The organism is Mycobacterium sp. UM_Kg27 (genome assembly GCF_000972905.1).
Classification (GTDB): Bacteria; Actinomycetota; Actinomycetes; order Mycobacteriales; family Mycobacteriaceae; genus Mycobacterium.
This window is the reverse complement of sequence record NZ_JRMM01000067.1, coordinates 1-22,882: the sequence shown is the minus strand read 5'-3', so window position 1 is coordinate 22,882 and position 22,882 is coordinate 1. Positions and strand designations below refer to the sequence as shown.

At 68.4% G+C, this 22,882-nt stretch carries 22 protein-coding genes and 2 pseudogenes; 12 read left to right on the top strand and 12 right to left on the bottom strand.

Annotation, left to right across the window (positions count from 1 at the left end; all coding sequences use genetic code 11):
- From LI94_RS12215 to LI94_RS12190, 6 genes and pseudogenes are all read right to left on the bottom strand, one after another.
- Window positions 1–607, bottom strand: a pseudogene (locus LI94_RS12215) (hypothetical protein); the annotation flags it as partial.
- 99 nt (window positions 608–706) lie between these two features.
- Window positions 707–1,381, bottom strand: coding sequence for an isoprenylcysteine carboxylmethyltransferase family protein (locus LI94_RS12210; protein ID WP_046301353.1), 675 nt, complete (start codon window positions 1,379–1,381; stop codon window positions 707–709).
- A gap of 10 nt (window positions 1,382–1,391) precedes the next feature.
- Complete coding sequence (locus LI94_RS12205) at window positions 1,392–3,026, bottom strand: ABC transporter permease (RefSeq protein ID WP_192830962.1); 1,635 nt, start codon at window positions 3,024–3,026, stop codon at window positions 1,392–1,394.
- On the bottom strand, window positions 3,023–3,928 hold the full coding sequence (locus LI94_RS12200) for an ABC transporter ATP-binding protein (RefSeq protein ID WP_046301352.1): 906 nt from the start codon (window positions 3,926–3,928) through the stop codon (window positions 3,023–3,025). Before LI94_RS12200 ends, LI94_RS12205 begins: the two co-directional genes overlap by 4 nt.
- A complete protein-coding gene (locus LI94_RS12195; protein WP_024442967.1) occupies window positions 3,918–4,553 on the bottom strand; it encodes a TetR family transcriptional regulator in 636 nt (211 codons plus the stop codon). Before LI94_RS12195 ends, LI94_RS12200 begins: the two co-directional genes overlap by 11 nt.
- Before the next feature lie 137 nt (window positions 4,554–4,690).
- The gene (locus LI94_RS12190; RefSeq protein ID WP_046301351.1) at window positions 4,691–5,356 is read right to left on the bottom strand and encodes an O-methyltransferase; all 666 of its coding nucleotides are present in this window, start codon (window positions 5,354–5,356) and stop codon (window positions 4,691–4,693) included.
- A gap of 192 nt (window positions 5,357–5,548) precedes the next feature.
- Here LI94_RS12190 and sigE point away from each other — a divergent pair, with 192 nt between their 5' ends.
- The 4 genes from sigE to tatB all read left to right on the top strand — a co-directional run bounded on the left by sigE (window position 5,549) and on the right by tatB (window position 8,858).
- Window positions 5,549–6,340, top strand: a complete 792-nt coding sequence (gene sigE, locus LI94_RS12185) for an RNA polymerase sigma factor SigE (protein WP_082105741.1) — start codon at window positions 5,549–5,551, stop codon at window positions 6,338–6,340.
- Between the two features lie 128 nt (window positions 6,341–6,468).
- Window positions 6,469–6,876, top strand: coding sequence for an anti-sigma E factor RseA (gene rseA / locus LI94_RS12180; protein ID WP_024442970.1), 408 nt, complete (start codon window positions 6,469–6,471; stop codon window positions 6,874–6,876).
- A gap of 87 nt (window positions 6,877–6,963) precedes the next feature.
- Complete coding sequence (locus LI94_RS12175; protein WP_024442971.1) at window positions 6,964–8,463, top strand: trypsin-like peptidase domain-containing protein; 1,500 nt, start codon at window positions 6,964–6,966, stop codon at window positions 8,461–8,463.
- Window positions 8,464–8,474: 11 nt separating this feature from the next.
- Window positions 8,475–8,858 carry a Sec-independent protein translocase protein TatB gene (gene tatB, locus LI94_RS12170; protein WP_046301350.1) on the top strand — a complete coding sequence of 128 codons (384 nt, stop codon included), beginning with the start codon at window positions 8,475–8,477 and terminating at the stop codon, window positions 8,856–8,858.
- A 22-nt stretch (window positions 8,859–8,880) separates the two neighbouring features.
- Here the strand turns inward: tatB and LI94_RS12165 are convergent, their stop codons facing one another.
- The 4 genes from LI94_RS12165 to LI94_RS12150 form a co-directional block, all read right to left on the bottom strand.
- Window positions 8,881–10,035 (bottom strand): Mrp/NBP35 family ATP-binding protein, encoded by a 1,155-nt coding sequence (locus tag LI94_RS12165; protein WP_046301349.1) that lies wholly within the window; start codon window positions 10,033–10,035, stop codon window positions 8,881–8,883.
- Window positions 10,036–10,084: 49 nt separating this feature from the next.
- The gene (locus LI94_RS12160; RefSeq protein WP_231384323.1) at window positions 10,085–11,368 is read right to left on the bottom strand and encodes a lytic murein transglycosylase; all 1,284 of its coding nucleotides are present in this window, start codon (window positions 11,366–11,368) and stop codon (window positions 10,085–10,087) included.
- Between the two features lie 165 nt (window positions 11,369–11,533).
- Window positions 11,534–12,052, bottom strand: a complete 519-nt coding sequence (locus tag LI94_RS12155) for a DUF1003 domain-containing protein (protein WP_024442975.1) — start codon at window positions 12,050–12,052, stop codon at window positions 11,534–11,536.
- The gene (locus tag LI94_RS12150; RefSeq protein WP_024442976.1) at window positions 12,049–13,347 is read right to left on the bottom strand and encodes a CBS domain-containing protein; all 1,299 of its coding nucleotides are present in this window, start codon (window positions 13,345–13,347) and stop codon (window positions 12,049–12,051) included. Before LI94_RS12150 ends, LI94_RS12155 begins: the two co-directional genes overlap by 4 nt.
- Before the next feature lie 24 nt (window positions 13,348–13,371).
- Here LI94_RS12150 and LI94_RS12145 point away from each other — a divergent pair, with 24 nt between their 5' ends.
- The gene (locus LI94_RS12145) at window positions 13,372–14,340 is read left to right on the top strand and encodes a CoA ester lyase (RefSeq protein WP_082105740.1); all 969 of its coding nucleotides are present in this window, start codon (window positions 13,372–13,374) and stop codon (window positions 14,338–14,340) included.
- A gap of 10 nt (window positions 14,341–14,350) precedes the next feature.
- Here LI94_RS12145 and LI94_RS25070 read toward each other — a convergent pair whose 3' ends face one another.
- On the bottom strand, window positions 14,351–14,932 hold the full coding sequence (locus LI94_RS25070) for a DUF4190 domain-containing protein (RefSeq protein WP_051190217.1): 582 nt from the start codon (window positions 14,930–14,932) through the stop codon (window positions 14,351–14,353).
- A 79-nt stretch (window positions 14,933–15,011) separates the two neighbouring features.
- Between LI94_RS25070 and LI94_RS12135 the strand changes: the two genes are divergently transcribed.
- The 6 genes from LI94_RS12135 (at window position 15,012) to LI94_RS12110 (ending at window position 20,508) form a co-directional block, all read left to right on the top strand.
- A complete protein-coding gene (locus LI94_RS12135) occupies window positions 15,012–15,539 on the top strand; it encodes a general stress protein (protein ID WP_024441678.1) in 528 nt (175 codons plus the stop codon).
- Between the two features lie 73 nt (window positions 15,540–15,612).
- Window positions 15,613–17,034, top strand: a complete 1,422-nt coding sequence (locus tag LI94_RS12130; protein ID WP_046301347.1) for an ABC transporter substrate-binding protein — start codon at window positions 15,613–15,615, stop codon at window positions 17,032–17,034.
- Window positions 17,031–17,924: a sugar ABC transporter permease gene (locus LI94_RS12125; RefSeq protein ID WP_046301346.1), complete on the top strand. Its 894-nt coding sequence runs from the start codon at window positions 17,031–17,033 to the stop codon at window positions 17,922–17,924. Before LI94_RS12130 ends, LI94_RS12125 begins: the two co-directional genes overlap by 4 nt.
- The gene (locus LI94_RS12120; protein ID WP_024441681.1) at window positions 17,921–18,748 is read left to right on the top strand and encodes a carbohydrate ABC transporter permease; all 828 of its coding nucleotides are present in this window, start codon (window positions 17,921–17,923) and stop codon (window positions 18,746–18,748) included. Before LI94_RS12125 ends, LI94_RS12120 begins: the two co-directional genes overlap by 4 nt.
- Before the next feature lie 4 nt (window positions 18,749–18,752).
- Entirely contained in the window at window positions 18,753–19,898 is a 1,146-nt protein-coding gene (ugpC, locus tag LI94_RS12115) for a sn-glycerol-3-phosphate ABC transporter ATP-binding protein UgpC (RefSeq protein WP_046301345.1), read from the top strand.
- 7 nt (window positions 19,899–19,905) lie between these two features.
- Window positions 19,906–20,508 (top strand): suppressor of fused domain protein, encoded by a 603-nt coding sequence (locus LI94_RS12110; RefSeq protein ID WP_046301344.1) that lies wholly within the window; start codon window positions 19,906–19,908, stop codon window positions 20,506–20,508.
- A gap of 9 nt (window positions 20,509–20,517) precedes the next feature.
- On the opposite strand, the pseudogene corA reads toward LI94_RS12110, so the two are convergent.
- Window positions 20,518–21,525, bottom strand: a pseudogene (corA, locus tag LI94_RS12105) (magnesium/cobalt transporter CorA); the annotation flags it as partial.
- Between the two features lie 199 nt (window positions 21,526–21,724).
- On the opposite strand from corA, the gene LI94_RS12100 reads away from it, so the two are divergent.
- On the top strand, window positions 21,725–22,714 hold the full coding sequence (locus LI94_RS12100) for a malate dehydrogenase (protein WP_024441685.1): 990 nt from the start codon (window positions 21,725–21,727) through the stop codon (window positions 22,712–22,714).
- Window positions 22,715–22,882: the final 168 nt, after the last annotated feature.

Sequence of the window (22,882 nt, the reverse complement as noted above, 5' to 3'; positions counted from 1 at the left end):
CGTCGCCGCCGGCGCCGCCGATACCGTCGATGCCCACGAGGCCGGCTCCGCCGTCGCCGAACAGGAACCCGCCATCACCGGCGTCGCCGAACCAGCCCCACTGACCGAACAGGCTGGTGTTGGCGCCGTCGAACCCGTCGATGCCGTCGCCGATCAGATCGCGGCCGAACAGCGTGGCAAACGGTGCGTTGATCACGCCGAGGCTCAGCTCGCCGAACGGGCTGGACATCCACTGCTGCAGTCCGGCGTGCAGCGGTGCGTAGATGTACTGGTTCACCAACTCGGCGGTGTCGAGGGATTGGCTCGGGCCCGGCCAGGCCAGCACCGCGTCGATGACGTCGGAGAACAGCTTGTTGGTGGCCGGATCGAGTTGGTCGGTGAAGGACTGGACCAGCGCCATCAGGCTGCCGAGGTCGAGCCCGCCCGCCGCGCTGCCGGCGACCTCCACCGGTGCCGCGGCGTCGAGCAGCCAATCCCAATCCGCCTGCGCGGGAGCGGAGGCCAGCATCGGGGTGAGGCCGACGACCAGGGCGCCTGCTGCCGCAGCGGCCACTCGGGTGGGGGCAAGAGCGCGACCACCGCTGCCGCCTCGTACGCGTCCGCGCATGGCCACCGACCTCCCTGAGTCCCGCTAACAGCTAGAGCTCAGGGAACTATAAGTCAATTGTGTGCTCCGCGGTATCTGAGCGAGCCGGGCATCGCGCGATCACCAGAGGTAGGGCAGCAGGCGGTAACGCACCCGCTCGGTGTAATCGCGATAACCGCTGAGCTCGTGAGTCAGCAACTGCTCCTCATCGCCGATACGCAGCACCAGCACGACCAGACCGGGAACCACAAGCAGTAGTCCCCAATAGGAGCCGAGCGCGAGCGGGACGCCGATCATCAGGATCACGTTGCCGGTGTACATCGGGTGGCGCACCAACCCGTACAGGCCGGTCGAGACCAGCGTCTGGTCGGCCTCGACCGTGACATTGGCGGCCGCATAACCGTTCTGGATGACCACCGCCATGGCGAGCACCAGCCCGATCGCCACCAGGGCGTCGCCGATCAGGCAGACCGGCGTCGGGACTGACGACCATCCCAGCCGGTGATCGAGCACGCTGACGACGAACATCGCCGGAAAGCAGACGAAGATGACGGCGATGACGATCCGCTGCAGGGGCCGCGTCTCGGCCGTCGGCCCGAAGCGCATCCGGCGCTCCAGGGCGGCCGGGTTGGTGCGGATCAGGTACATGCTCGGGATCCAGGTGGACAGGGCGAACACCGCGATGAACACCCAGGCCTGCCAGTAGTGCAGTGTCCCGGCGGGCACAAACAACAGCAGGCCGAAACCGATCAGGCCCAAGGTTCCCGAAAGCAAGCCTTTGCCAAGGGTTTTCATGCCGTCCCCCTCACGTGGTCAGATCCCTGCGCCGGAAAGCCTGAAAGCCCAGAGCGATCAGGGCGGCGTCGATGACCAACAGCACGATCAGCGGCGTGACGTGGAACGCGCCGTCCGCGACCACCGGAATATGGGCGAACGGTTCGAGGTCGAGCACCCACTGCGGCAGGCCGGAGATGGAGCCGAGCAGATACAGCGCGACGAACCCGGTAAGCACCGCCCACGCGGCAGGCGCGACTCTCGGGACGAGCCCGAACAGGACGACCGCGCCGGCCGCGGGCAACCAGACCGCCGGCAGTTGCACCGCGGCGCTGCCCACCACCGCGGGCAACTGCCCGCTGAGGTCGCCGGCGGACGTTCCGTAGACGGTTCCGGCCACCAGCCCGGCGGTGAGCATCGCGAACGTCGACCCGGCCAGCGCGGCCACCAGATGACTGGCCAACCAGCGATCTCGTGACAACGCCCCGGCGAGCAGGGGCTCGGCACGCCTCGCGGTCTCCTCCTGATGCAGGCGCAGCACCAGCGACACCGCGAAAGCGGCGGCGACCATGCCCAGCATGCTGAAGGCCACCGCGACGAACGCGTGCTCCAGTGCGGCGGTACCGCCGAGCCGGACGACGATGTCGCGGGCGCGGTCGCTGCCCACCTCGTCGCCGATACCGTGCACCACGCTGCCGACCAGCAGGCCGTAGAGCACCAGGCCCGTCGTCCACAGCAGCAGCGCCGGGCGGTCGAGCCGCCATGCCAGGCCGAACGCACCGCTCAGTGTCGGCCCCGCAACGCGCGGGCCCGGTCGGTCGGCCACCAGCCCGGCGCCGACATCACGACGGGAAGCCAGTTGATAGGCCAGCCAGACGAGCACCCCCGTCAGTGCCAGGTGCAGCAGCAGCACCCACCAGCGGTCACCGGCGTACGGCCGCACCTGTAGCGACCAGCCCAGCGGCGACAGCCACGACAGCCCACCCGATCCCGCATCGCCCACGGCGCGCAGCGTGAAGGCGCCGGCCAGCACGCCGAACGCGGCGCCCCGGGCGAACCGGGCGCTCGGGGACAGCTGGGCGGCAACGGCGGCCACGGCCGTGAACACCAGCCCGGAGCACGCCAGCGCCGCCCCGAAGGCGCACGATCCGGCAGCCGGCACATCGGTGGTCAGCAGGCCCGCCGCGCCGATCAACCCGGTGGCCACCGAGGCGCCCGCCGCCAGCAGCAGTGCGCCGGTCAGCCCGGCGTAGCGGCCCACCGCGGTCGAGTCGATCAACTCGGTGCGGCCGGTCTCCTCGTCGGCGCGGGTGTGCCGGATCACGGTCAAGATCACCGCAACCCCGATCAGCAGATGGAACATCCCCGCTTTCCAGATGCCCACCGCGCCGAGGGAGTCGTTGTAGACCTGGCCGTACATCGCGCGTTGCGCCGGGCTGGCCATGATGGTCGCGGCCAGGCCGGCGCGGTCGGCGGCGGTGGGATAGATCGCCTCGATGCTTGCGATGTAGACGGTGGCCAGCGGCAGTGACAGCAGTAGCATCCACAGCGGCAACACGACGCGGTCGCGGCGCAGGCACAGGCGCAGCAGCCCAAGCGTGCCAACGAGAGTCGATCCGCCCGGGCGGTACCTCGGTGACGCCGGCCGCGCGGCGACGGTGGTCATGTCCGGACCGTGTCGTAGTGACGCAGGAACACCTCTTCGAGTGTCGGCGGCTGGCTGGTGAGGCTGCGCACGCCGGCCGCACCGAGCACCGCGATGAGCTCGGCGAGGCTGGCGCTGTCGACCTGGGCGTGCAGCACCGTGCCGGTGTAGCGCACGTCCGCGACACCCGGGATGCGGGTCAGATCACCGGGATCGCGCATCAGGTCAGCTTGAATCGAGGTGCGGCGCAGGTGGCGCAGCGATTCCAGTGATCCGCTCTCGACGACACGCCCGGCCCGGATGATCGTCACCCGCTGGCACAGCGTCTCGGTCTCGGCGAGGATGTGGCTGGAGAGCAGAACGGTGGCACCGCGCCGGCTCGCCTCGGCGACGCACTGCTGGAATACGTTCTCCATCAAGGGGTCCAGCCCGCTGCTGGGCTCATCGAGCACGAGCAGTCGGGCGTGCGAGGAGAACGCGGAGATCAGCGAGACCTTCTGACGGTTGCCCTTGGAATAGGTCCGAGCCTTCTTGCTGGGATCCAGATCGAACCGTTCGATCAGCTCGTCGCGGCGGCGTTCGTCGATGCCGCCGCGCATCCGGGCCAACAGGTCGATGATCTCGCCGCCGGTCAGGGATGGCCACAGCGTGACATCGCCGGGCACGTAGGCGATCTCGCGGTGCAGCTCGACCGCGTCGGTCCAGGGATCACCGCCGAGCAGGCGCACGGTCCCGCGGTCGGCCTTCACCAGGCCCAGCAGGATGCGGATGGTGGTGGATTTGCCGGCGCCGTTGGGGCCGAGGAAGCCGTGCACCTCACCGCCGTAGACGGTCAGATCCAGCCCGTCGAGCGCCTTGACCTGACCGAAGTTCTTCTCCAGACCGCGGATTTCGATTGCCGGCCAATGGTTGTCAGGTCGCATCGGTTCCCCCTTGTTCGCTCGCTAGGAAGGCGTCGTACATGGTGCGGTCGGTCATCAGGCCCTCGGTGTACAACTCGAGTGCGGGTAGGACCATGTCGCGGGCGTAGTCGTTTAACACCGCGCGCAGATCGGTCGGGTTCTCGTGCATCTGCAGATACAGCAGGAATCCGCCGCCGTTGTTGATGGCCAGGAAGCGGGCCCGGGCTTTCGGGTCGCGGCTGGGTTTGAGGGTGCCGGCTCGGACGCCCTCGTCGAGGTAGCCCTCGGCGTTGTCGATCATCCTGCGCCACAACGTGTCTGCCAGCTCTCCGCCGGACTGCATGCTGCGGACCAGGTAGGCCATCATCGGCGCATAGGACTCGATCTCGGCCATGGCTGCGAACCACGTTCCCGGGTCGGCCGAGCGCATCGCCTCGGATTTGCCACTGCGGATCTCTTCGGCGACGAACTCGTCGCAGGCCTTGCGCAGCCCGACCTTGGAGCCGAAGTGGTGGATGACCAGGGCCGCGCTGACTCCGGCGGCCTCGGCGATGGCGCGGATGCTCACGCCGAATCCGTGCCGCCCGAACTGGTCGATGGCCGCATCGCGGATTTTCGCCGGAGCCGTCAGGTCCGCTGAACGCATGTTCAATACACTAAACACCCGTTCAGTCGGGTGTCAAGGCCTTGGCCCCCATTGGCGCGAGTGTGCGTGTTTGTACGTCAGAACGCGGCGTGTCGTGTGCAAACACGCACGCTCGCGGACAGCTGCGCGGCGACCGATTAGTCGCGCACGGCGGCCAGCAGGCCGTCTCCCAGCGGAATCAGCGCCGGGGTCAGCCGCTCGTCCACCGCGATCAGCCGGGCGGCTTCGCGCACCGCGATCACCTCGGCGTCGTTGGCCGTCGGATCTCCGGCCCGGCCGCCCAGGGCGGCCCGGTGCACCACGACCACGCCGCCGGGACGCAGCAGCCGCACGGCCTCCAGCACGTATTCGGGCTGGTCGATCGGGTCGGCGTCGACGAACACCAGATCGTAGGACTCGTCGGCGAGACGGGTCAGCACCTCTTGGGCGCGGCCGCTGATGAAGCGGGTCCGGCCGGGCCCGATACCGGCGTCACTGAACGCCTGCTTGGCGGTGCGCTGATGCTCGGGCTCGATGTCGATGGTGGTCAGCACCCCGTCTTCGCCCATGCCGGACAGCAGCCACAGTCCGCTGACGCCGGCCCCGGTGCCCACCTCGACCACCGCCTTGCCGCCGCTGAGCTTCGTCAGCAGGCTCAGCAGGGCGCCGACCGCGGCGCTGACCGACCCGACGCCGATCTCACCGGCCCGGTCGCGGGCGGCCGCCAAGACCGCGTCTTCGGTCATGGAGTCCTCGGCGTGCGCCAGAAGCGCGTCGGCCCGACTGCGCGGCGGCTCCCCGGAAGTGTCGTCGGTGCTGGACATGTCCGCAGCGTAGGACAAAGCCGTTTCGGCCCGCGCACCGGCGCGCCCGCCCGACACGCCCGGGCCGGGGGCCGTGTCCGAACTGTTATCTGGACGCATAACCGCACTGCGCGGCGCATTCGAACACAGGTTCACAGACGGCGTTCAGTGACAGCACAGAGCTGACATACCGCGATAGGTAACGGTATCGGCATGGAACGAGGTATGAACCGGCCTCGAGACACTCGGAATACGAGGGGCCCGTTGCGCGTTGACCGCGATAGTGCGCTGCCGTCGCCTGACGGTGGCCCCGAGCTTGAGGACGTCGCCATAACCACTTTGCTGCCCCCGGTCGTCATGTCGCACCCGGCCACCCACTCGGACCGCTACTCCGAAACCGACTGGGTTGAACAGTCCGAGGAGCCACAGGGCACTGCGGTGTTTGACGCCACCGGAGACGTGACGGCCATGCCGTCCTGGGACGAATTGGTGCGTCAGCACGCCGACCGGGTCTACCGGCTGGCTTACCGGCTCTCCGGAAACCAGCAGGACGCAGAGGACCTCACCCAGGAGACCTTCATCCGGGTGTTCCGGTCGGTGCACAACTACCAGCCCGGAACTTTCGAGGGCTGGCTGCACCGCATCACCACCAACCTGTTCCTGGACATGGTGCGCAGGCGGGGTCGCGTTCGCATGGAGGCGCTGCCGGAGGATTACGACCGGGTGCCCGCCGATGAGCCGGACCCTGAGCAGATCTACCACGATGCGCGGCTGGATCCGGACCTGCAGGCAGCGCTGGACTCGCTGGCACCGGAGTTCCGGGCCGCGGTCGTGCTGTGCGACATCGAGGGTCTGTCCTACGAAGAGGTCGGTGCGACCCTCGGCGTGAAGCTGGGCACCGTGCGCAGCCGCATTCACCGCGGCCGGCAGGCCCTGCGGGACTATCTCGCCGCCCGAAGCGCCCAGCGTGACGGTTCGGCCTTCGGTGGTGTGGCGGCCGGCTGAGCCTCGGCCGGCGGTTCAACACCGCCCGGGCTTCCCCGTCTGCGGGCGGTATCGCGCTACATTCTTATTGGGCCTTTAGTCGGCCCGATCGAGTGCTGAGGTGGTAGGCGACAGGAGAGGAGTCCGGTGTGACGGACCGCGGAGGTGTCTTCCGTCGCGCGTTCTCCTGGCTGCCCGCTCAGTTCGCCTCGCAAAGTGACGCGCCGGTCGGCGCCCCGCGGCAGTTCGGGTCCACCGAACACCTTTGCAGCGAGGCGATCACCGCCTACGTCGACGGCGAGCTGCGGATGAACGCCCATCTGCGCGCAGCCCACCATCTGTCGCTGTGTCCCGATTGCGCGGCGGAGGTGGAATACCAGGGCCGGGCGCGCTCGGCTCTGCGTGATTCGCATCCGATCCGGATCCCCTCGGCGCTGCTGGGCCTGCTGGCCCAGATCCCCGATTCCCCCGCCGATTGTGCGCCTGACGAGCCCACCCGGCCGATGTCTGCCGGGTTCGACGACGGCAAACCTCGAGAACGCCGCAAACGTCGGTAAGCTGGATCTCCAGCGGCGTCAGCGCCCGGTGATGCCGTGCGCGCGGAGCCTGGAAGCGCCCCAGGGCTGGACCCGGAAGAGGAATAGGTGAGCTCCAACAACGAGAACGCCGGCGGTAATCGCTTGGCTCCGCGACCCGTTTACCGGCCCCCTGTGGACCATGCCTCCAAGAAGGCGTTCGGCCGGCCGGACGGGGTCCCCGGTTCTTTCACACCCGCCGACGTTCGGCCGAAGAAGTACCGCGAGCAGGGCGAGTTCACTCCGCGTGATCTGCCGCCGGACCCGGTGCTCAAGGAGGCCTTCAGCCGGCCCTACGGCACCGGCCCTTCGCTGCAGCGCCATCCCGCCGACGCCGGGTCGCTGGGCCGCAACGGCAAGCCGGAGGGGTTGGAAGACACCGGGGACCCGTGGCGTGACCCCGCCGCCGGTGCCGCGCTCGGCTCGCCCGCCGTGGTCCCGCCGGTGCCGCGGGCAGCCGGCGAGTTGGGTGGCCGGCTCGGCGTGCGCGACGTGCTGTTCGGCGACCGGATCTCCTACCGTGCGCTGGCCACGCTGGGGGCGATCGCGCTGGCAATCGGCATGGTCGGCGGCTGGGTCGGACGTACCACCGCACAGGTCGTCGAGGCCTTCACGACGTCGAAGGTGACGCTGTCGACCAAGGGCAACGCCGAGGAGCCGGCCGGGCGGTTCGCCAAGGTCGCCGAGGCCATCGCCAACTCGGTGGTGACCATCGAGTCCGTCAGCGACGACCAGGGCATGCAGGGCTCGGGCGTTGTCATCGACGGCAAGGGCTACATCGTCACCAACAACCACGTCATCTCCGAAGCCGCCAACAACCCCAGCAAGTTCAAGACGACGGTGGTGTTCAACGACGGCAAAGAGGTGCTGGCCAACCTGGTCGGTCGCGACCCGAAGACCGACCTGGCCGTGCTCAAGGTCGACAACGTGGACAACTTGTCGGTGGCCCGTCTCGGTGACTCCGACAAGATCCGGGTCGGCGACGAGGTGATCGCGGCAGGCGCTCCGCTGGGTCTGCGCAGCACCGTGACCCACGGCATCATCAGCGCCGTGCACCGGCCGGTGCCGCTGTCCGGCGACGACTCCGACACCGACACCGTCATCGACGCGGTGCAGACCGACGCCTCGATCAACCACGGCAACTCCGGCGGTGCGCTGATCGACATGGATGCCCAACTGGTCGGCATCAACACCGCTGGAAAATCGTTGTCCGACAGCGCCAGCGGCCTGGGATTCGCCATCCCGGTCAATGAGATGAAGGTCGTGGCCGAGGCGCTCATCAAGGACGGCAAGATCGTGCACCCCACGCTGGGCGTGAGCGCCCGCTCGGTCAGCAACGCCATCGCCTCGGGAGCGCAGATCGCCAACGTCAAGGTGGGCGGCGCCGCGGAGAAGGGCGGCATGCTGGAGAACGACGTGGTGGTCAAGATCGGTGACCGCACCGTCGCCAACGCCGACGAGTTCGTCGTGGCCGTCCGCAACCTGGCCATCGGCAAGGAAGCGCCCGTCGAGGTGGTCCGGGATGGGCGCCATGTGACGCTGACGGTGACCCCCACCCCCGACAGTTAAAGTCCGCCTCGATGTTCGCGAATGTCGGCTGGGGCGAGATGCTGGTCCTGGTGGTGCTTGGGTTGGTGATCCTGGGCCCGGAGCGGCTGCCGGGAGCGATCCGATGGACCGCGGGTGCGCTGCGCCAGGCCCGTGACTACGTCGCCAACGCCACCGACCAGCTACGCGACGAGATCGGCCCGGAGTTCGATGACCTGCGGGCTCCGCTGAGCGAATTGCAGAAGTTGCGCGGCATGACCCCGCGGGCCGCGCTGACCCGACATCTGCTCGACGGCGACGACTCGCTGTTCACCGCGGTCGGTTCGCTGGCCGCCGAACCTCGTCCAATGCCGCCGATGCCGGCCGCGGTGCCCGAGCCGGGTGGCCCGGCTCCCTTCGACACCGACGCCACCTAGCCACGGCTCAGCGCCAACAGGCTCAGCGCCGGGTGCCCCCGGTGTCCAGACCCAGCGACATCCCGACCAGTCCGCGTCGGCGGGTGGCCAGCTGATCGGCGACCCGGCGCAGTTCCTTGCCCGCCGCGGAGTCCGGCGAGAGCACCACCGGAGATCCGGAGTCGCCGCCGGTCACCATCTCGCTGTCGATCGGCACCTGGCCCAGCAGCGGCACATCCCGGCCCATCGCCCGAGTCAGCCGCTCGGCTACCCGCTCGCCCCCGCCCTCGCCGAACAGATGCATGGTGGACCCGTCGGGCATGGCCAGCCCGGCCATGTTCTCCACCACCCCGACAACCTGCTGGCGGGTCTGCAGGGCGATCGCCCCGGCCCGCTCGGCCACCTCCGCGGCGGCCTGCTGCGGGGTGGTCACCACCAAGATCTCGGCCGACGGCACCAGCTGGGCCACCGAGATCGCGATGTCGCCGGTGCCCGGTGGCAGATCCAGCAACAGCACATCCAGGTCGCCCCAGTACACGTCGGCGAGGAACTGCTGCAGGGCCCGGTGCAGCATCGGGCCACGCCACACCACCGGGGTGTTGCCCTGGGTGAACATCGCGATCGAGATCACCTTCACGCCGTAGCCGATCGGCGGCATGATCATCGAGTCGACCTGGGTCGGCAGCGCGGTGACGCCCATCATCCGCGGTACCGAGTGGCCATAGATGTCGGCGTCGAGCACCCCGACGGACATGCCCCGCTCGGCCAGCGCGACCGCGAGGTTGACCGTCACACTCGATTTGCCGACCCCGCCCTTGCCGGAGGCGATCGCATAAACCTTGGTCAGCGAGCCCGGCTGGGCGAACGGGATGACCGGCTCCTTGGCGTCGCCACGCAGCTGTTTGCGCAGTTCGGCGCGCTGCTCATCGCTGAAGACGTCGAGGCTGACCTTGACCGGCCCGGTGCCGGGCACATCGTTGATGGCCGTGGTCACGCTGTTGGTGATCTCGGCCTTCATCGGACAGCCGGCGATCGTCAGGTAGATCGTGACGTGGACGCTGCGATCGTCCGCGATCTCAATGCCTTTGACCATGCCCAGCTCGGTGATCGGCCGCCGGATGTCGGGGTCCAGCACGCTCCCCAACGCTGCATAGATGGCGTCGTGCAGGGCTGCAGTGTCATCGCGATTCTCGGACATCGGAATCGAGTCTAAGGCAGTACGGCAGGGCCTCGGCCTGTGAGATACGTCAGGCCGTCGGGACGGCCTGCGGCCCGTCCTGCGGCACACCGGCGGGCACCGGTGGTGGCGGCATGCCCGGTACATCCGGCGGCGGCGGTGCGACGGCGTAGGCCGGCATCGGCGCCGGCGGGGCCAGCGGGGCCGGCGGGGCTTCCGGGGGGCCGAAGGGAGCCGGCGGGACGCCGTTGGGCGGCGCTGGTGGGACCGGCACGGCTTGGGGCTCCAGGCAGATCATCCGGCAGGCCGCCGAGGGACGGGGCAGCTGCTGTTGTTGCTGCTGCTCGGGCGAGGTCAACCACGGCGGCAGCCAGGGCATATTCGCCAGCTGGGTCTCCAGGCTGGACTGGCCCAAGTCGATCAGCGACGATTCGGCGGGGTGATTGGCCTGAGACATCCCGTGCATGCTGAGGGATTGCGGCCCGAGGCCTTCCGGGTGTTCCAGGTGCTCCAAGTGCAGGTCCGCGATCGGCGGTGCCGGGCCCACAATCGGTGGAAGGTCGACGGGCGCCACTCCGGTGGCGTAGGCCGCCGCCCACCCCATGACGTTCTCCGCGTAGGCCATCGAGTTGTTGTAGCGCAGGATCGCGGTCAGGACGTGCGACTGCTCGCGCAGGTTCATCCCACCGCTGCACAGGTACCGGGCTGCGGCCAGGGTCGCGTCGTAGACGTTCTGCGGGTCCGCTCGACCGTCGCCGTCGCCGTCGGCGGCATACCGCGACCAGGTTCCGGGCAGGAACTGCATGGGGCCCAGTGCGCGGGCGTAAACCACCCGGCCCGGGGCGCTGCTGGCCACGATGACTTCGTTCCCGGGCAGGGTGCCGTCCAGCGCCGGCCCGTAGATCGGCTGCAGCACGTTGCCGCGCGCGTCGGTGGCCCCGCCGTTGGCGTGCCCGGACTCGATGCGTCCGATCCCCGCCAGCAGGTTCCAGCTGATCCCACATTCGGGCGCGGCGACCGCCATCTGCTGCTCGGCGTTCTGGTAGGCCGCCAGCGCCGTCTTGGGGATCCCCAAGGTGCCCGGCGCGTAGACGACGGCGGCCGGGGGCGCCGACGGGGCGCCCGCGGCGACGTGCAGATTCGGCTGCGAGCGCGGTACCGCGATGACGGAAGGACCTGATGAGCGGCCGGACGTGTGCACCGAGGCCGCCAGCGGGGTGATCGCGGCATTGCGCAGCGGCAGCGAGGTCGACGGCGAGCGGGGAGTGGCGCCCACGGCGCCGGCGAAAACCAGCGGGGTGATGAAAGCCAGACCGAAGGCAGGTCGCAGGGCGGAACGGGCCGCCCGCCGCACCCTGGCAGCGCGGGACACGCGTTCCGGTGCGCCGCCCCCTGTTGGCACTCGACCGCCCCTTGTCCGCCTCGGAAAAGCCTCGCTATACCGCTCAGGCTTCGTGAACTAGGTCACCATACCCAACACATGTCCTGCTGATGACCGTTATCTGGTCTGCGTCACGTGTCAGGACGATCGATGCGGGGAGTCTGAGGAGGAGAAATCGGGATCGGGACGTAGCGACTCCAACAGTTCCCGGACCCGCTCGAGTTCATGGTGCAGGTAGTCGCGTGTCGCGACCTCGCCGACCGCCAGGCGCAGCGACGCCAGTTCGCGGGCCAGATATTCGGTGTCGGCTTTGGTCTGTGCGGCGCGGCGGCGGTCCTCGTCCAGGCTGACCCGGTCACGATTCTCCTGCCGGTTCTGGGCCAGCAGGATCAGCGGAGCGGCGTAGGCGGCCTGGGTGGAAAAGGCCAGGTTGAGCAGGATGAACGGGTAGGGGTCCCACTTCAGGCTGACCGCGTAGATGTTCAGCAGAATCCATCCCACCACCAGCACGGTCTGGATGGCCAGGTAACGCCCGGTCCCGAAGAACCGTGCCACCGATTCGGTGAACCGGCCCAGCGCGTCGGGATCCAGATTCAGGCTGGGGAGCCGCGAGGTGCGGGGCGTGGAGAGCCGCTGGGATGTTGAGCGGTCGGTCACGACTGCCTCCCGGCGAGTTTCGGCCCCAGGTCCGGTTCGGGGGTTTCGCGCCAATCATCGGGCAGCAGGTGATCGAGCACGTCGTCGACCGTCACCGCGCCCAGCAGGTGGTTCTGCTCGTCGAGCACCGGCCCGCAGACCAGGTTGTAGGCGGCGAAGTAGCGGGTCAGCTCCGCCAGCGACACGTCCGGGTTCAATGCCGGCAGGTCGGAGTCCACGAAGCCGCCGATGAGTTCGGCGGGTGGCACCCGCAACAGCTGCTGCAGCGCGACAGAGCCCAGGTAGCGGCCGGTCGGGGTCGCGGTGGGTGCGCGCGTCACGAAAACCAGCGACGACAGCGCGGGAGTCAGGTCGGGGTCGCGCACCCGGGCCAGCGCCTCGGCCACCGAGGTGTCGGCGGTCAGCACCACCGGGTTGGAGGTCATCAGACCACCCGCGGTGTCGGGGGAGTGCTCCAGCAGGCGGCGCACCGGATCGGAGTCGTCGGGATCCATCCGCGCCAGCAGCGTCTCGGCCTCGGTGGGGTTCATCACGCCCAGCAGGTCCGCGGCGTCGTCGGGGTCCATCTCCTCCAGCACGTCGGCGGCCCGGTCGGTACCCAGCTGGCCCAGCACGACGGCCTGACGTTCTTCGGGCAGCTCCTGCAGGATGTCGGCCAGCCGGGCGTTGTCCAGGGCGTTGATCACCTCGTAGCGGCGCTTGGGCGGCAGCTCGCGGATGGCGTCGGCGACCTCGATCGGCCGCCAGCCCTCAAACTGCTGCAGCAGTTGCGCTACGCCCTGCCCGGGCATCGCCAGCGCTGATGGAGTCAGGCCCTGCACGTTGTGCCAGTCCACGATGTGTACGGCGGCGCGCCGGCCCAACCTGCGGGAGTGCCGCACCGCGATCCGGGTCACCAGCCAGTCGCGCGTACGGCTCTGTTCGATGGCCAAGTCGGTGATCGCCACATCGACGCCGGCCAGCTCGGGCAGCTCGGGGTCGGTGACCCGAACCTTGGTGTCCAGGACCTGACCGAGCACGAGTGCTTCACCGGGCCGCTGATTGAACTTGCGTAGGGACACCGTTCCGGTGTTGAGGGTGACGGCGTTGGGCTCGATCGACGCGACCCGCAGAATCGGCACGAAGATGCGTCTGCGGGTGGGAAGTTCGACCACAAGTCCCAGGACACGCGGCTGCTGACGAACAATGCTGAGGCTGACCACCACATCGCGGACCCGACCCACGGATTCGCCGAACGGGCCTAGCACCAGCATCCTCGCAAGCCGCGCTGCGTAAACCCTGTTGCTCGACGCCATGCTTGAAAGGGTAGGAGTATTTAGGTGACCAACGTGTATCGCCCCCGCCGTACTTGCCTGTCGGTACCTGGTAGCAGCCAGAAGATGATCGACAAGGCCAAGGGCCTGTCCGCAGACGAGGTCTTTCTCGATTTGGAGGACGCTGTCGCCCCAGCGGCAAAAGAGCAGGCCCGGACCCTGGTCGCCCAAGCGCTGACCGCGCGTGACTGGACGGCCCCGTTGCTCGGGGTACGGGTCAACGACTGGACCACGCCGTGGACCCATGCCGACCTGATCGAGGTGGTGTCGGCGGTCGGTGCCGCCGGTACCCGGCTCGATGTGATCGTGCTGCCGAAGGTCTCTGACGCCTCGCATGTGCAGGCACTCGACCTGTTGCTGACCCAGTTGGAGACCATCCACGGGCTGCCGGTCGGGCAGATCGGCATCGACGCCCAGATCGAGGACGCCCGCGGCCTGATGAACATCAACGCGATCGCCGCAGCGCCCCGGGTGCAGGCGCTGGTGCTGGGACCGGCTGATCTGATGGCCAGCCTCAATACCCGCACGCTGGAGGTCGGCGAGCAACCCGAGGGCTATACCGAGGGCGACGCCTACCATCACGTGCTGATGACGATCCTGGTGGCGGCGCGCGCCCACGGGGTCGCTGCCGTCGACGGGCCGTACCTGAAAGTGCGTGACGTCGAGGCGTTTCGGCGGGTGGCCGGCCGTTCGGCCGCGCTCGGGTACGACGGCAAGTGGGTGTTGCATCCCGATCAGATCGCGGCCGGCAACGAGATCTTCAGCCCGCGTCAATCCGAGTACGACCACGCCGAGCTGATTCTGGAGGCGTATGCGTGGCACACCTCGCACGCCGGGGGAGCCCGCGGTGCGGTGATGCTCGGTGACGAGATGCTCGACGAGGCCAGCCGCAAGATGGCTTTGGTGGTGGCGGGCAAGGGCCGGGCGGCCGGAATGCGCCGTGAGGCACCGCCGTTCGTGCCGCCGACGGACTAGCGCAGGGCTCCTAGTTCAGCGCGATCATCGCGAGAATCAACGAGAGCGTCACGGCGACACCGCCTATCGCGGTTCCGGCCACTGCCATGCCGTGGCCGGCCTCGCCGGTCGACTTGATCTGGTTCAATGCCACGCCCCCGAGGATGACACCGGCCACCCCCAGCGGCCAGAACACCAGACCGAGCAGCGAGACCACCAGGGAGCTGACCGCCAAGACGTTGGTCTTCTGGGCCTGACCCGGGTTGAAATAGCTGCCCGGGTACGGCGTGCCGTAGCCCGACGGCGGGTAACCGGGAGGGTTGCTGTAGCCCGCGGGAGGGTATCCGGGCGGGCCGCCGAACCCCGGGTACTCGCCCGGGCCGAGCGGGGCGGGCGGGGTGGGCGGCAGATAACCGCCCGGTGGCAGGTAGTTGCCGGGCGGCGGGGGCGGCGGGAAACCCGGCGGGGGATAGCCGGGTGCCGGCGGGTAGCCCTCGGGTGCCGGCGGGTACGGCCATCCGCCCTGGTCGGGAGCGGGCGCGCCCGCGTCGGCCCAGGGCTGGTTGGGGTTGCCTCGTGGATTCTCGCCAGAATCCCCGCCGGGAGCTGTCATGCTGTTCAACCTAGCCGATGCGCCGGGACCGGCTTGTCGTCCGACAGTCGGCATCTCGGAGCGAGGAGAGAGAAATCCCATGACCAGCCCCTTCCAGCCCGGACAACCCCCCGGTCCGATCGGTGCGGCGGGCCCGCCGGGACGTCGCGCTCCGGCCCGACTGCCGACCCCGCCCCAGGGGTGGCCGATCGGGTCGTACCCCACCTACGCCGAGGCGCAGCGCGCGGTGGACTATCTGTCCGATCAGCAGTTCCCCGTTCAGCAGGTGACGATCGTCGGCGTGGACCTGATGCAGGTCGAGCGGGTCACCGGCCGGCTCACCTGGCCCAAGGTGCTCGGCGGCGGAGTGCTGACCGGCGCCTGGCTGGGCCTGTTCATCGGCCTGGTGCTGGGCATTTTCAGCGACAACCCGACACAGGCACTGGTGACTGGCCTGATCGCCGGAGTGTTCTTCGGTTTGATCACCTCATCGGTTCCCTACGCGATGGCCCGCGGGACAAGGGATTTCAGCTCGACCATGCAACTGGTGGCGGGTCGCTACGACGTGCTGTGCGACCCGCAGAGTGCCGAGCAGGGCCGGGATCTGTTGGCCAAGCTCACGCTCTGACTCTGCGTTGTTGCATAGCGTGGCCGGACGGCCTTACCGTCGTGGCACGAAACGGCAACGGGAGGCAAGTGGCGTGGCGAGTCGGCGCGGTCGCGTACGGCGGCTGGGCGCGGCCGCATTGACCGCACTGACCGTTGTGTCGGCGGGGTCGGCCTGCGGTTCGTCCGGACAGTCCGGCGCTGCCCCGGTGATCAGCGTCTACACCCCGGCCAACGACACCGCGACGTTCCGGGTGATCGCGGCGCGCTGCACCGAGCAGGCCGGTGGTCGCTACCGGGTGCAGCAGTTCAGCCTGCCGCGCGCCGCCGACGATCAGCGCCTGCAACTGGCCCGTCGGCTGACCGGAAACGACCGCACCTTGGACGTGATGGGTCTCGATGTGGTGTGGACCGCCGAGTTCGCCGAGGCCGGCTGGGCGTTGCCACTGGCTGAGGATCCGGCCGGCAAGGCCGAGGCCGACGCCGCGGACGACACGCTGCCCGGCCCGCTTGCCACTGGCCGCTGGCGCGGTCGGCTCTATGCCGCACCGCTTGTCACCAACACCCAATTACTGTGGTACCGGCCGGATCTGATGAAGTCCGCGCCGTCCACCTGGGACCAGATGATCGCCGAGGCGGCGCATTTGTATAGGGCGGGCCAGCCCAGCTGGATCGCGGTGCAGGCCAAGCAATACGAGGGTTTGGTGGTGTGGTTCAACACCCTGCTGGAAAGCGCCGGGGGAAGGGTCCTCGGGGATGACGGCAAGACGGTCACCCTCACCGACACCGCCGAGCACCGCGCCGCCACCGTCGCCGCGCTGCGGGTCATGAAGGCGGTGGCGACCGCCCCGGGTGCCGACCCGTCGATCACCCAGACCGATGAGGGCACCGCCCGGCTGGCATTCGAGCAGGGCAAGGCGGCACTCGAGGTCAACTGGCCTTTTGTGCTGCCGTCCATGCTGGAGAACGCCGTCAAGGGCGGGGTGAGTTTCCTTCCGCTGCAGGGGCGTTCGGATCTAGCCGGCAGTATCGACGGCGTCGGAGCTTTTGCGCCCAGCGACGAGCAGTACCGCATTGCCTATCAGGCCAGTCGTAAAGTGCTCGGGTATGCGCCGTATCCGGCGGTCTTGCCGGGGCATCCGGCCAAGGTGACCCTCGGCGGGTTGAACCTGGCGGTGGCCAAGACCACCCGGCATCGCGGCGAAGCGTTTGAAGCGGTGCGTTGTCTGCGAAACGCCGCGAACCAGAAGTATCTCGCGATCGAGGGCGGCCTGCCCGCGGTGCGCGCCTCGGTGTACGCCGACCCGCAGTTCCAGGAGAAATACCCGCAGCACAACGTGATCCGGCAGCAGCTCACCGACGCTGCGGTGCGGCCCGTGACGCCGGTCTATCAGGCGGTGTCGACCCGGATATCGGCGACGCTGGCGCCGATCAGCGCCATCGACCCGGAACGCACCGCCGATGAGCTCACGGTGCAGGTGCAAAAGGCCATCGACGGCAAGGGGCTGATTCCGTGACCCGCACCGGCTCCCGCGCCGATGATGTCCGGTCACAGCGCCGGCTCGCGGTGGCGCTCGTCGCACCGGCGGTGATCCTCATGCTGGCCGTGACCGCCTATCCGATCGGTTACGCGATCTGGCTCAGCATGCTGCGCTACAACCTGGCCACCCCCGACGACACCGCGTTCGTCGGCCTGGCCAACTATCAGACCACCCTGACCGACTCCTATTGGTGGACCGCATTCGCAGTGACCTTGGGGATCACCGTGGTGTCGGTGGCCATCGAATTCGTCCTCGGCCTGGCCCTGGCATTGGTTATGCACCGCAGCCTGTTCGCCAAGGGAATGGTGCGCACGGCGGTGTTGGTGCCCTACGGAATCGTCACGGTCGCGGCTGCCTACAGCTGGTATTACGCCTGGACGCCCGGCACCGGCTACCTGGCGGATCTGCTGCCTTCCGGCAGTGCGCCGCTGACGCACCAGCTGCCGTCGCTGGCAATAGTGGTGCTGGCCGAGGTGTGGAAGACGACGCCGTTCATGGCGCTGCTGCTGCTGGCCGGCCTGGCACTGGTGCCCGACGAACTGCTCAAAGCGGCCCAGATGGACGGTGCCGGCGCCTGGCGGCGACTGGTCACCATCATTTTGCCGATGATGAAACCGGCGATCCTGGTGGCACTGCTGTTCCGCACGCTCGACGCGTTCCGGATCTTCGACAACATCTACGTGCTCACCAACGGCTCCAACAGCACCGGATCGGTGTCGATACTGGGCTACGACAACCTGTTCAAAGGATTCAACGTGGGCTTGGGGTCGGCGATCTCGGTGTTGATCTTCGTCTGCGTGGCGCTGATCGCATGGCTGTTCGTCAAAGTGTTCGGCGCCGCGGCACCGGGATCGAGCCAGCGATGACCGAGCTTCGCCGACGCACCGCATGGCTGATCATCGACTTGGCCGTGGTGCTCTACGCACTGGTCCCGGTGCTGTGGATCTTCTCGTTGTCGCTCAAGCCCACATCAACGGTCAAGGACGGCAGACTGATTCCGTCCACCGTGACCCTGGACAACTACCGCGGCATCTTTGCCGGCGATGTGTTCGGCTCGGCACTGATCAACTCGGTGGGCATCGGTCTGATCACCACGGTGATCGCGGTGGTGATCGGGGCGATGGCCGCCTATGCGGTGGCCCGCCTGGAGTTCCCGGGCAAGCGGTTGCTGGTCGGGGCGGCCCTACTGATCGCGATGTTCCCCCAGATATCGCTGGTGACACCGATTTTCAACATCGAGCGCGCCACCGGGCTGTTCGACACCTGGTTGGGATTGATCATTCCCTACATCACCTTCGCGCTGCCGCTGGCGATCTACACCCTCTCCGCGTTTTTCTCCGAGATCCCGTGGGACCTGGAGAAGGCCGCCAAAATGGACGGCGCCACCCCCGGTCAGGCGTTCCGCAAGGTGATTGCGCCGCTGGCGGCGCCGGGCATCGTCACCGCGGCGATTCTGGTGTTCATCTTCGCCTGGAACGATCTGCTGCTGGCGTTGTCGCTGACGGCGACCAAGGCCTCGGTCACCGCACCGGTCGCGATCGCCAACTTCACCGGTAGTTCGCAATTCGAGGAGCCGACCGGATCGATCGCGGCGGGGGCAATGGTGATCACCGTGCCGATCATCGTGTTTGTTCTAATCTTCCAACGACGGATCGTGGCGGGACTGACCTCCGGTGCGGTGAAGGGATAGGCCGATGGCAGAGATCGAACTCGTCCACATCACCAAGAGCTACCCCGATGGCGCAGTGGCGGTAAAGGATCTGTCGCTGAGCATCGCCGATGGTGAGTTCATCATTCTGGTGGGACCCTCGGGCTGCGGAAAATCCACCACGCTGAACATGATCGCGGGTCTGGAGGAGATCTCGTCGGGGGAACTGCGCATCGGGGGCGAACGCGTCAACGAGCGTGCCCCCAAGGACCGCGACATCGCGATGGTCTTCCAGTCCTACGCGCTCTACCCGCACATGACGGTGCGGGGCAACATCGCGTTCCCGCTGACCCTGGCCAAGATGAAGAAGCCGCAGATCGCCGAAAAGGTGGCCGAGGTGGCCAAGATCCTGGATCTGACTGAGCTGCTGGATCGCAAGCCGTCGCAGCTCTCCGGCGGCCAACGTCAACGGGTCGCGATGGGGCGGGCGATCGTGCGGCACCCCAAGGCATTTCTGATGGACGAGCCGCTGTCGAACCTCGATGCCAAGCTGCGGGTGCAGATGCGCAGCGAGATCGCCCGGCTGCAGCGCAGGCTGGGCACCACCACCGTCTACGTCACGCATGACCAGACCGAGGCGATGACGCTTGGGGACCGGGTGGTGGTGATGCACGGTGGGATCGCCCAGCAGGTCGGCACACCCGACGAGCTTTACGAACGGCCCGCCAACCTGTTCGTCGCGGGTTTCGTCGGCTCTCCGGCGATGAATTTCTTCCCGGGCACGCTGACCGCGACCGGCGCACGCCTGGCTATCGGCGAGGTACCGCTGGAGGCGGCGACTCGCGAATCGATCGGCAGGCATCCCGCACCGGCCGGCGGTGAGGTTGTCATCGGGGTACGCCCGGAGCATCTCGGCGATGCCGCGCTGCTCGATGACGCGCAGCGCGGTCGCGCGGTGAGATTCGCGGCCCGCGTCGACCTCGTCGAATCGCTGGGTGCCGACAAATACCTGTACTTCACCCCCAACGAATCCGGCGACGCGCCAGCCGAAAACGATCTGGTGGCCCGGGTTCCGGCTGCATCGAGGGCGTCCGGAGGGCAGCCGATCGAGCTGGCGCTGAACCCCGACAAGGTGGTCGTGTTCGACGCCAAGACCGGAGTGAACCTCAGCGTCGCGCCGGCTGGGCGGTGACCCGCCGGTGAGTGAGGTTCTGGACCGGCTGCGTGAGCATGTCCGACGCCACTTTGCGGGCGTCGCTGCCGAGCCCGACACCGCGAGGGTGACGTTTCTGGGTGTCGAGCCCATCGAGGTGTTGCGGTTCGGGCCCGGACCCGACCGGATGGTGCATTACGTCTCGGTCGGTTGCTCGCGCCATCCCATGGGTGACCCCGGCCAGCTGCTTGCCGATCCGGTGCACGGCCCCCGGGCCGAAATCGTGGTGAGCCTGCGGTCCTCGGGTTCTGACACCGGGCTGGCCCGCAGTCTTGCCGCGGTCGCGGCCGCGCCGGTGGTCGAAGGGGTGGTGCTGGCGCCCGATGCGCTGATCGACCTCGGGGGTCCGCTGTGGACGGGGCCCTCGGGTCCGGTGCCGTTCACCGCGGTGTTGCTGGGCGACAGCGACATCGCCGAGTTGACGCTGTCCCCGCCGCGGGAGCCGGTGCGGTTCTTGTCGGCCACCCCGATCACCGCGACCGAGGCAGCGTGGGTGCGGCTCAAGGGCGCCGAGGCGATGCGCGAAGCCTGGCGCGCCGACGGTGTGGACGTCTTCGACCCGGACCGTCCAGCCTCCCAGCCTCAGTAGCCGCGGCGCTCAGAGCCAGCCGTTGCGGCGGAACGCGCGGTAGAGCACCGCGGAGATCACACCCATGCCCGCCACCACCGCCGGATAGCCGAACGCCCAGTGCAGCACCGGCATGCGGTCGAAATTCATGCCGTAGATTCCCGCGATCATGGTCGGGACGGCGATGATGCCGGCCCAGGCCGACATCTTGCGCATGTCGGTGTTCTGCTGCATGCCCACCCGCGCCAGCGCGGCCTGCACCAGCGAGCTGAGCAACTCGTCGTACCCGGCGATCTGCTCGGCTGCGCGGGTCTGGTGGTCGGCGACGTCGCGCAGATAGCGCCGTACCTCTTTGGAGATCAGGTCCCGGTAGTCGTTCTGCATCCGTTCAAACGGCACCGACAGGGGCGCGACCGCGCGCCGCAACTCCACGACCTCGCGCTTGATCTGGTAGATCGGCTCGACGTCGGTGCGGGTCCCGGGCGCGAACGCCGTCTCCTCGATGACATCGATGTCGCTTTCCATGAGGTTGGTCACCTCGACGTAGCGGTCCACCACGTAATCGGCGATGGCGTGCATCACGGCAAACGGGCCCAGTCGCATCTGCTCGGGATCGGCGTCCATCCGTTTGCGGACTTGCGCCAGACCGCTGTGCTCGCCGTGGCGGACGGTGACCACGAAGGTCTTGCCGACGAAGATCATGATCTCGCCCGTTTCGACGATCTCGCGCGGCAGTACCGCCGATTCGTGCGGCACGTAGTTGACGGTCTTCAGCGCCAGGAACAACGTGTCGTCGTAGCGCTCCAGCTTGGGTCGTTGATGCGCCTGAACAGCGTCTTCGACGGACAACGGGTGCAGTTGGAAGGTGGCGGCCACGCCCTGCATCTGGGCCGCGTCCGGCTCGTGCAGGCCGACCCAGACGAATGCTTCTCGGCCACCAGCCTCGATCTCGCGCACCTTGGCCCGCGCGCCGGCGGGGGTGAATTCGCCGGGAATCCGCTCGCCGTCCGCATAGACACCGCAGTCGACCAGCACTCGGGGTGTCGGGTCTTGCAACGCCGTCATGGCCGCTCTCCCTCCGGCGCAGGTGCCGGTCAAATGCTACGCGTGTGGCGCCAACCTGCACGGTGAGCACGAGCCAGGGCCGGAGGTCCCGAAGTTTCGGCGACGACGCCGGTGCGCTAGTTTCGACCCGGACCAAAGCAGACCAGCCGAACCCGTTCGAGGAGCACTTGACGTGAGCACAACCCCACTCAAGGTGGCCGTCACCGGCGCCGCCGGCCAGATCGGCTACAGCCTGTTGTTCCGCCTGGCCAGCGGCTCGTTGCTCGGCCCCGACCGGCCGATCGAACTGCGCCTGCTGGAGATCGAGCCCGCCCTCAAGGCGCTCGAGGGCGTCGTCATGGAGCTCGACGACTGTGCCTTCCCGCTGCTGTCGGGTGTGCAGATCGGCTCGGACGCGAACAAGATCTTCGACGGCGTCAACCTGGCGCTGCTGGTCGGCGCCCGCCCGCGTGGTCCGGGCATGGAGCGCAGCGACCTGCTCGAGGCCAACGGCGCGATCTTCACCGCACAGGGCAAGGCCCTCAACGCGGTCGCGGCCTCCGACATCCGGGTGGGTGTCACCGGCAACCCGGCCAACACCAACGCGCTGATCGCGATGACCAACGCCCCCGACATCCCCAACGAGCGCTTCTCGGCGCTGACCCGCTTGGACCACAACCGGGCCATCTCGCAGCTGGCCGCCAAGACCGGCGCCAAGGTCACCGACGTCAAGAAGATGACCATCTGGGGCAACCACTCCGCGAGCCAGTACCCGGACGTGTTCCACGCCGAGGTCGGTGGGCGTAACGCCGCCGAGGTCGTCAATGACCAGGCCTGGATCGAGAACGACTTCATCCCCACCGTCGCCAAGCGCGGCGCGGCGATCATCGACGCGCGGGGCGCCTCCTCGGCCGCCTCCGCGGCTTCGGCCACCGTCGACGCCGCCCGCGACTGGCTGCTGGGCAGCCCGGACGGTGACTGGGTGTCGATGGCCGTGGTCTCCGACGGCTCCTACGGTGTGCCGGAAGGCCTGATCTCCTCGTTCCCGGTCACCACCTCCGGCGGTGACTGGAGCATCGTGCAGGGGCTGGAGATCGACGACTTCTCCCGCAGCCGCATCGATGCCTCGACCGCTGAGCTGGCCGAGGAGCGCGAGGCCGTCACCGGCCTGGGCCTGATCTGAGGCGCTAAGCCCGGCGGGCGACTTCCGGTGCGAGTTGCACCCGGGAAGTGAGCCCGAACCGAGCTCGACAGCTGCCGGTGCGCGCAGCGCGGCCGTCGTGCAGCGACGGTCAGATCGCCCCTTGCCACAGCGGTATCGCCTGGCACCAGCCCTGTCTCTTATACACAT

Excerpts from the sequence above, each read along its gene's own strand:
- LI94_RS12210 (WP_046301353.1), bottom strand. The coding sequence starts at position 1,381 with ATGAAAACCCTTGGCAAAGGCTTGCTTTCGGGAACCTTGGGCCTGATC.
- LI94_RS12205 (WP_192830962.1), bottom strand. The coding sequence starts at position 3,026 with ATGACCACCGTCGCCGCGCGGCCGGCGTCACCGAGGTACCGCCCGGGC.
- LI94_RS12200 (WP_046301352.1), bottom strand. The coding sequence starts at position 3,928 with ATGCGACCTGACAACCATTGGCCGGCAATCGAAATCCGCGGTCTGGAG.
- LI94_RS12195 (WP_024442967.1), bottom strand. The coding sequence starts at position 4,553 with ATGCGTTCAGCGGACCTGACGGCTCCGGCGAAAATCCGCGATGCGGCC.
- LI94_RS12190 (WP_046301351.1), bottom strand. The coding sequence starts at position 5,356 with ATGTCCAGCACCGACGACACTTCCGGGGAGCCGCCGCGCAGTCGGGCC.
- sigE (WP_082105741.1), top strand. The coding sequence starts at position 5,549 with ATGGAACGAGGTATGAACCGGCCTCGAGACACTCGGAATACGAGGGGC.
- tatB (WP_046301350.1), top strand. The coding sequence starts at position 8,475 with ATGTTCGCGAATGTCGGCTGGGGCGAGATGCTGGTCCTGGTGGTGCTT.
- LI94_RS12165 (WP_046301349.1), bottom strand. The coding sequence starts at position 10,035 with ATGTCCGAGAATCGCGATGACACTGCAGCCCTGCACGACGCCATCTAT.
- LI94_RS12150 (WP_024442976.1), bottom strand. The coding sequence starts at position 13,347 with ATGGCGTCGAGCAACAGGGTTTACGCAGCGCGGCTTGCGAGGATGCTG.
- LI94_RS25070 (WP_051190217.1), bottom strand. The coding sequence starts at position 14,932 with ATGACAGCTCCCGGCGGGGATTCTGGCGAGAATCCACGAGGCAACCCC.
- LI94_RS12135 (WP_024441678.1), top strand. The coding sequence starts at position 15,012 with ATGACCAGCCCCTTCCAGCCCGGACAACCCCCCGGTCCGATCGGTGCG.
- LI94_RS12120 (WP_024441681.1), top strand. The coding sequence starts at position 17,921 with ATGACCGAGCTTCGCCGACGCACCGCATGGCTGATCATCGACTTGGCC.
- ugpC (WP_046301345.1), top strand. The coding sequence starts at position 18,753 with ATGGCAGAGATCGAACTCGTCCACATCACCAAGAGCTACCCCGATGGC.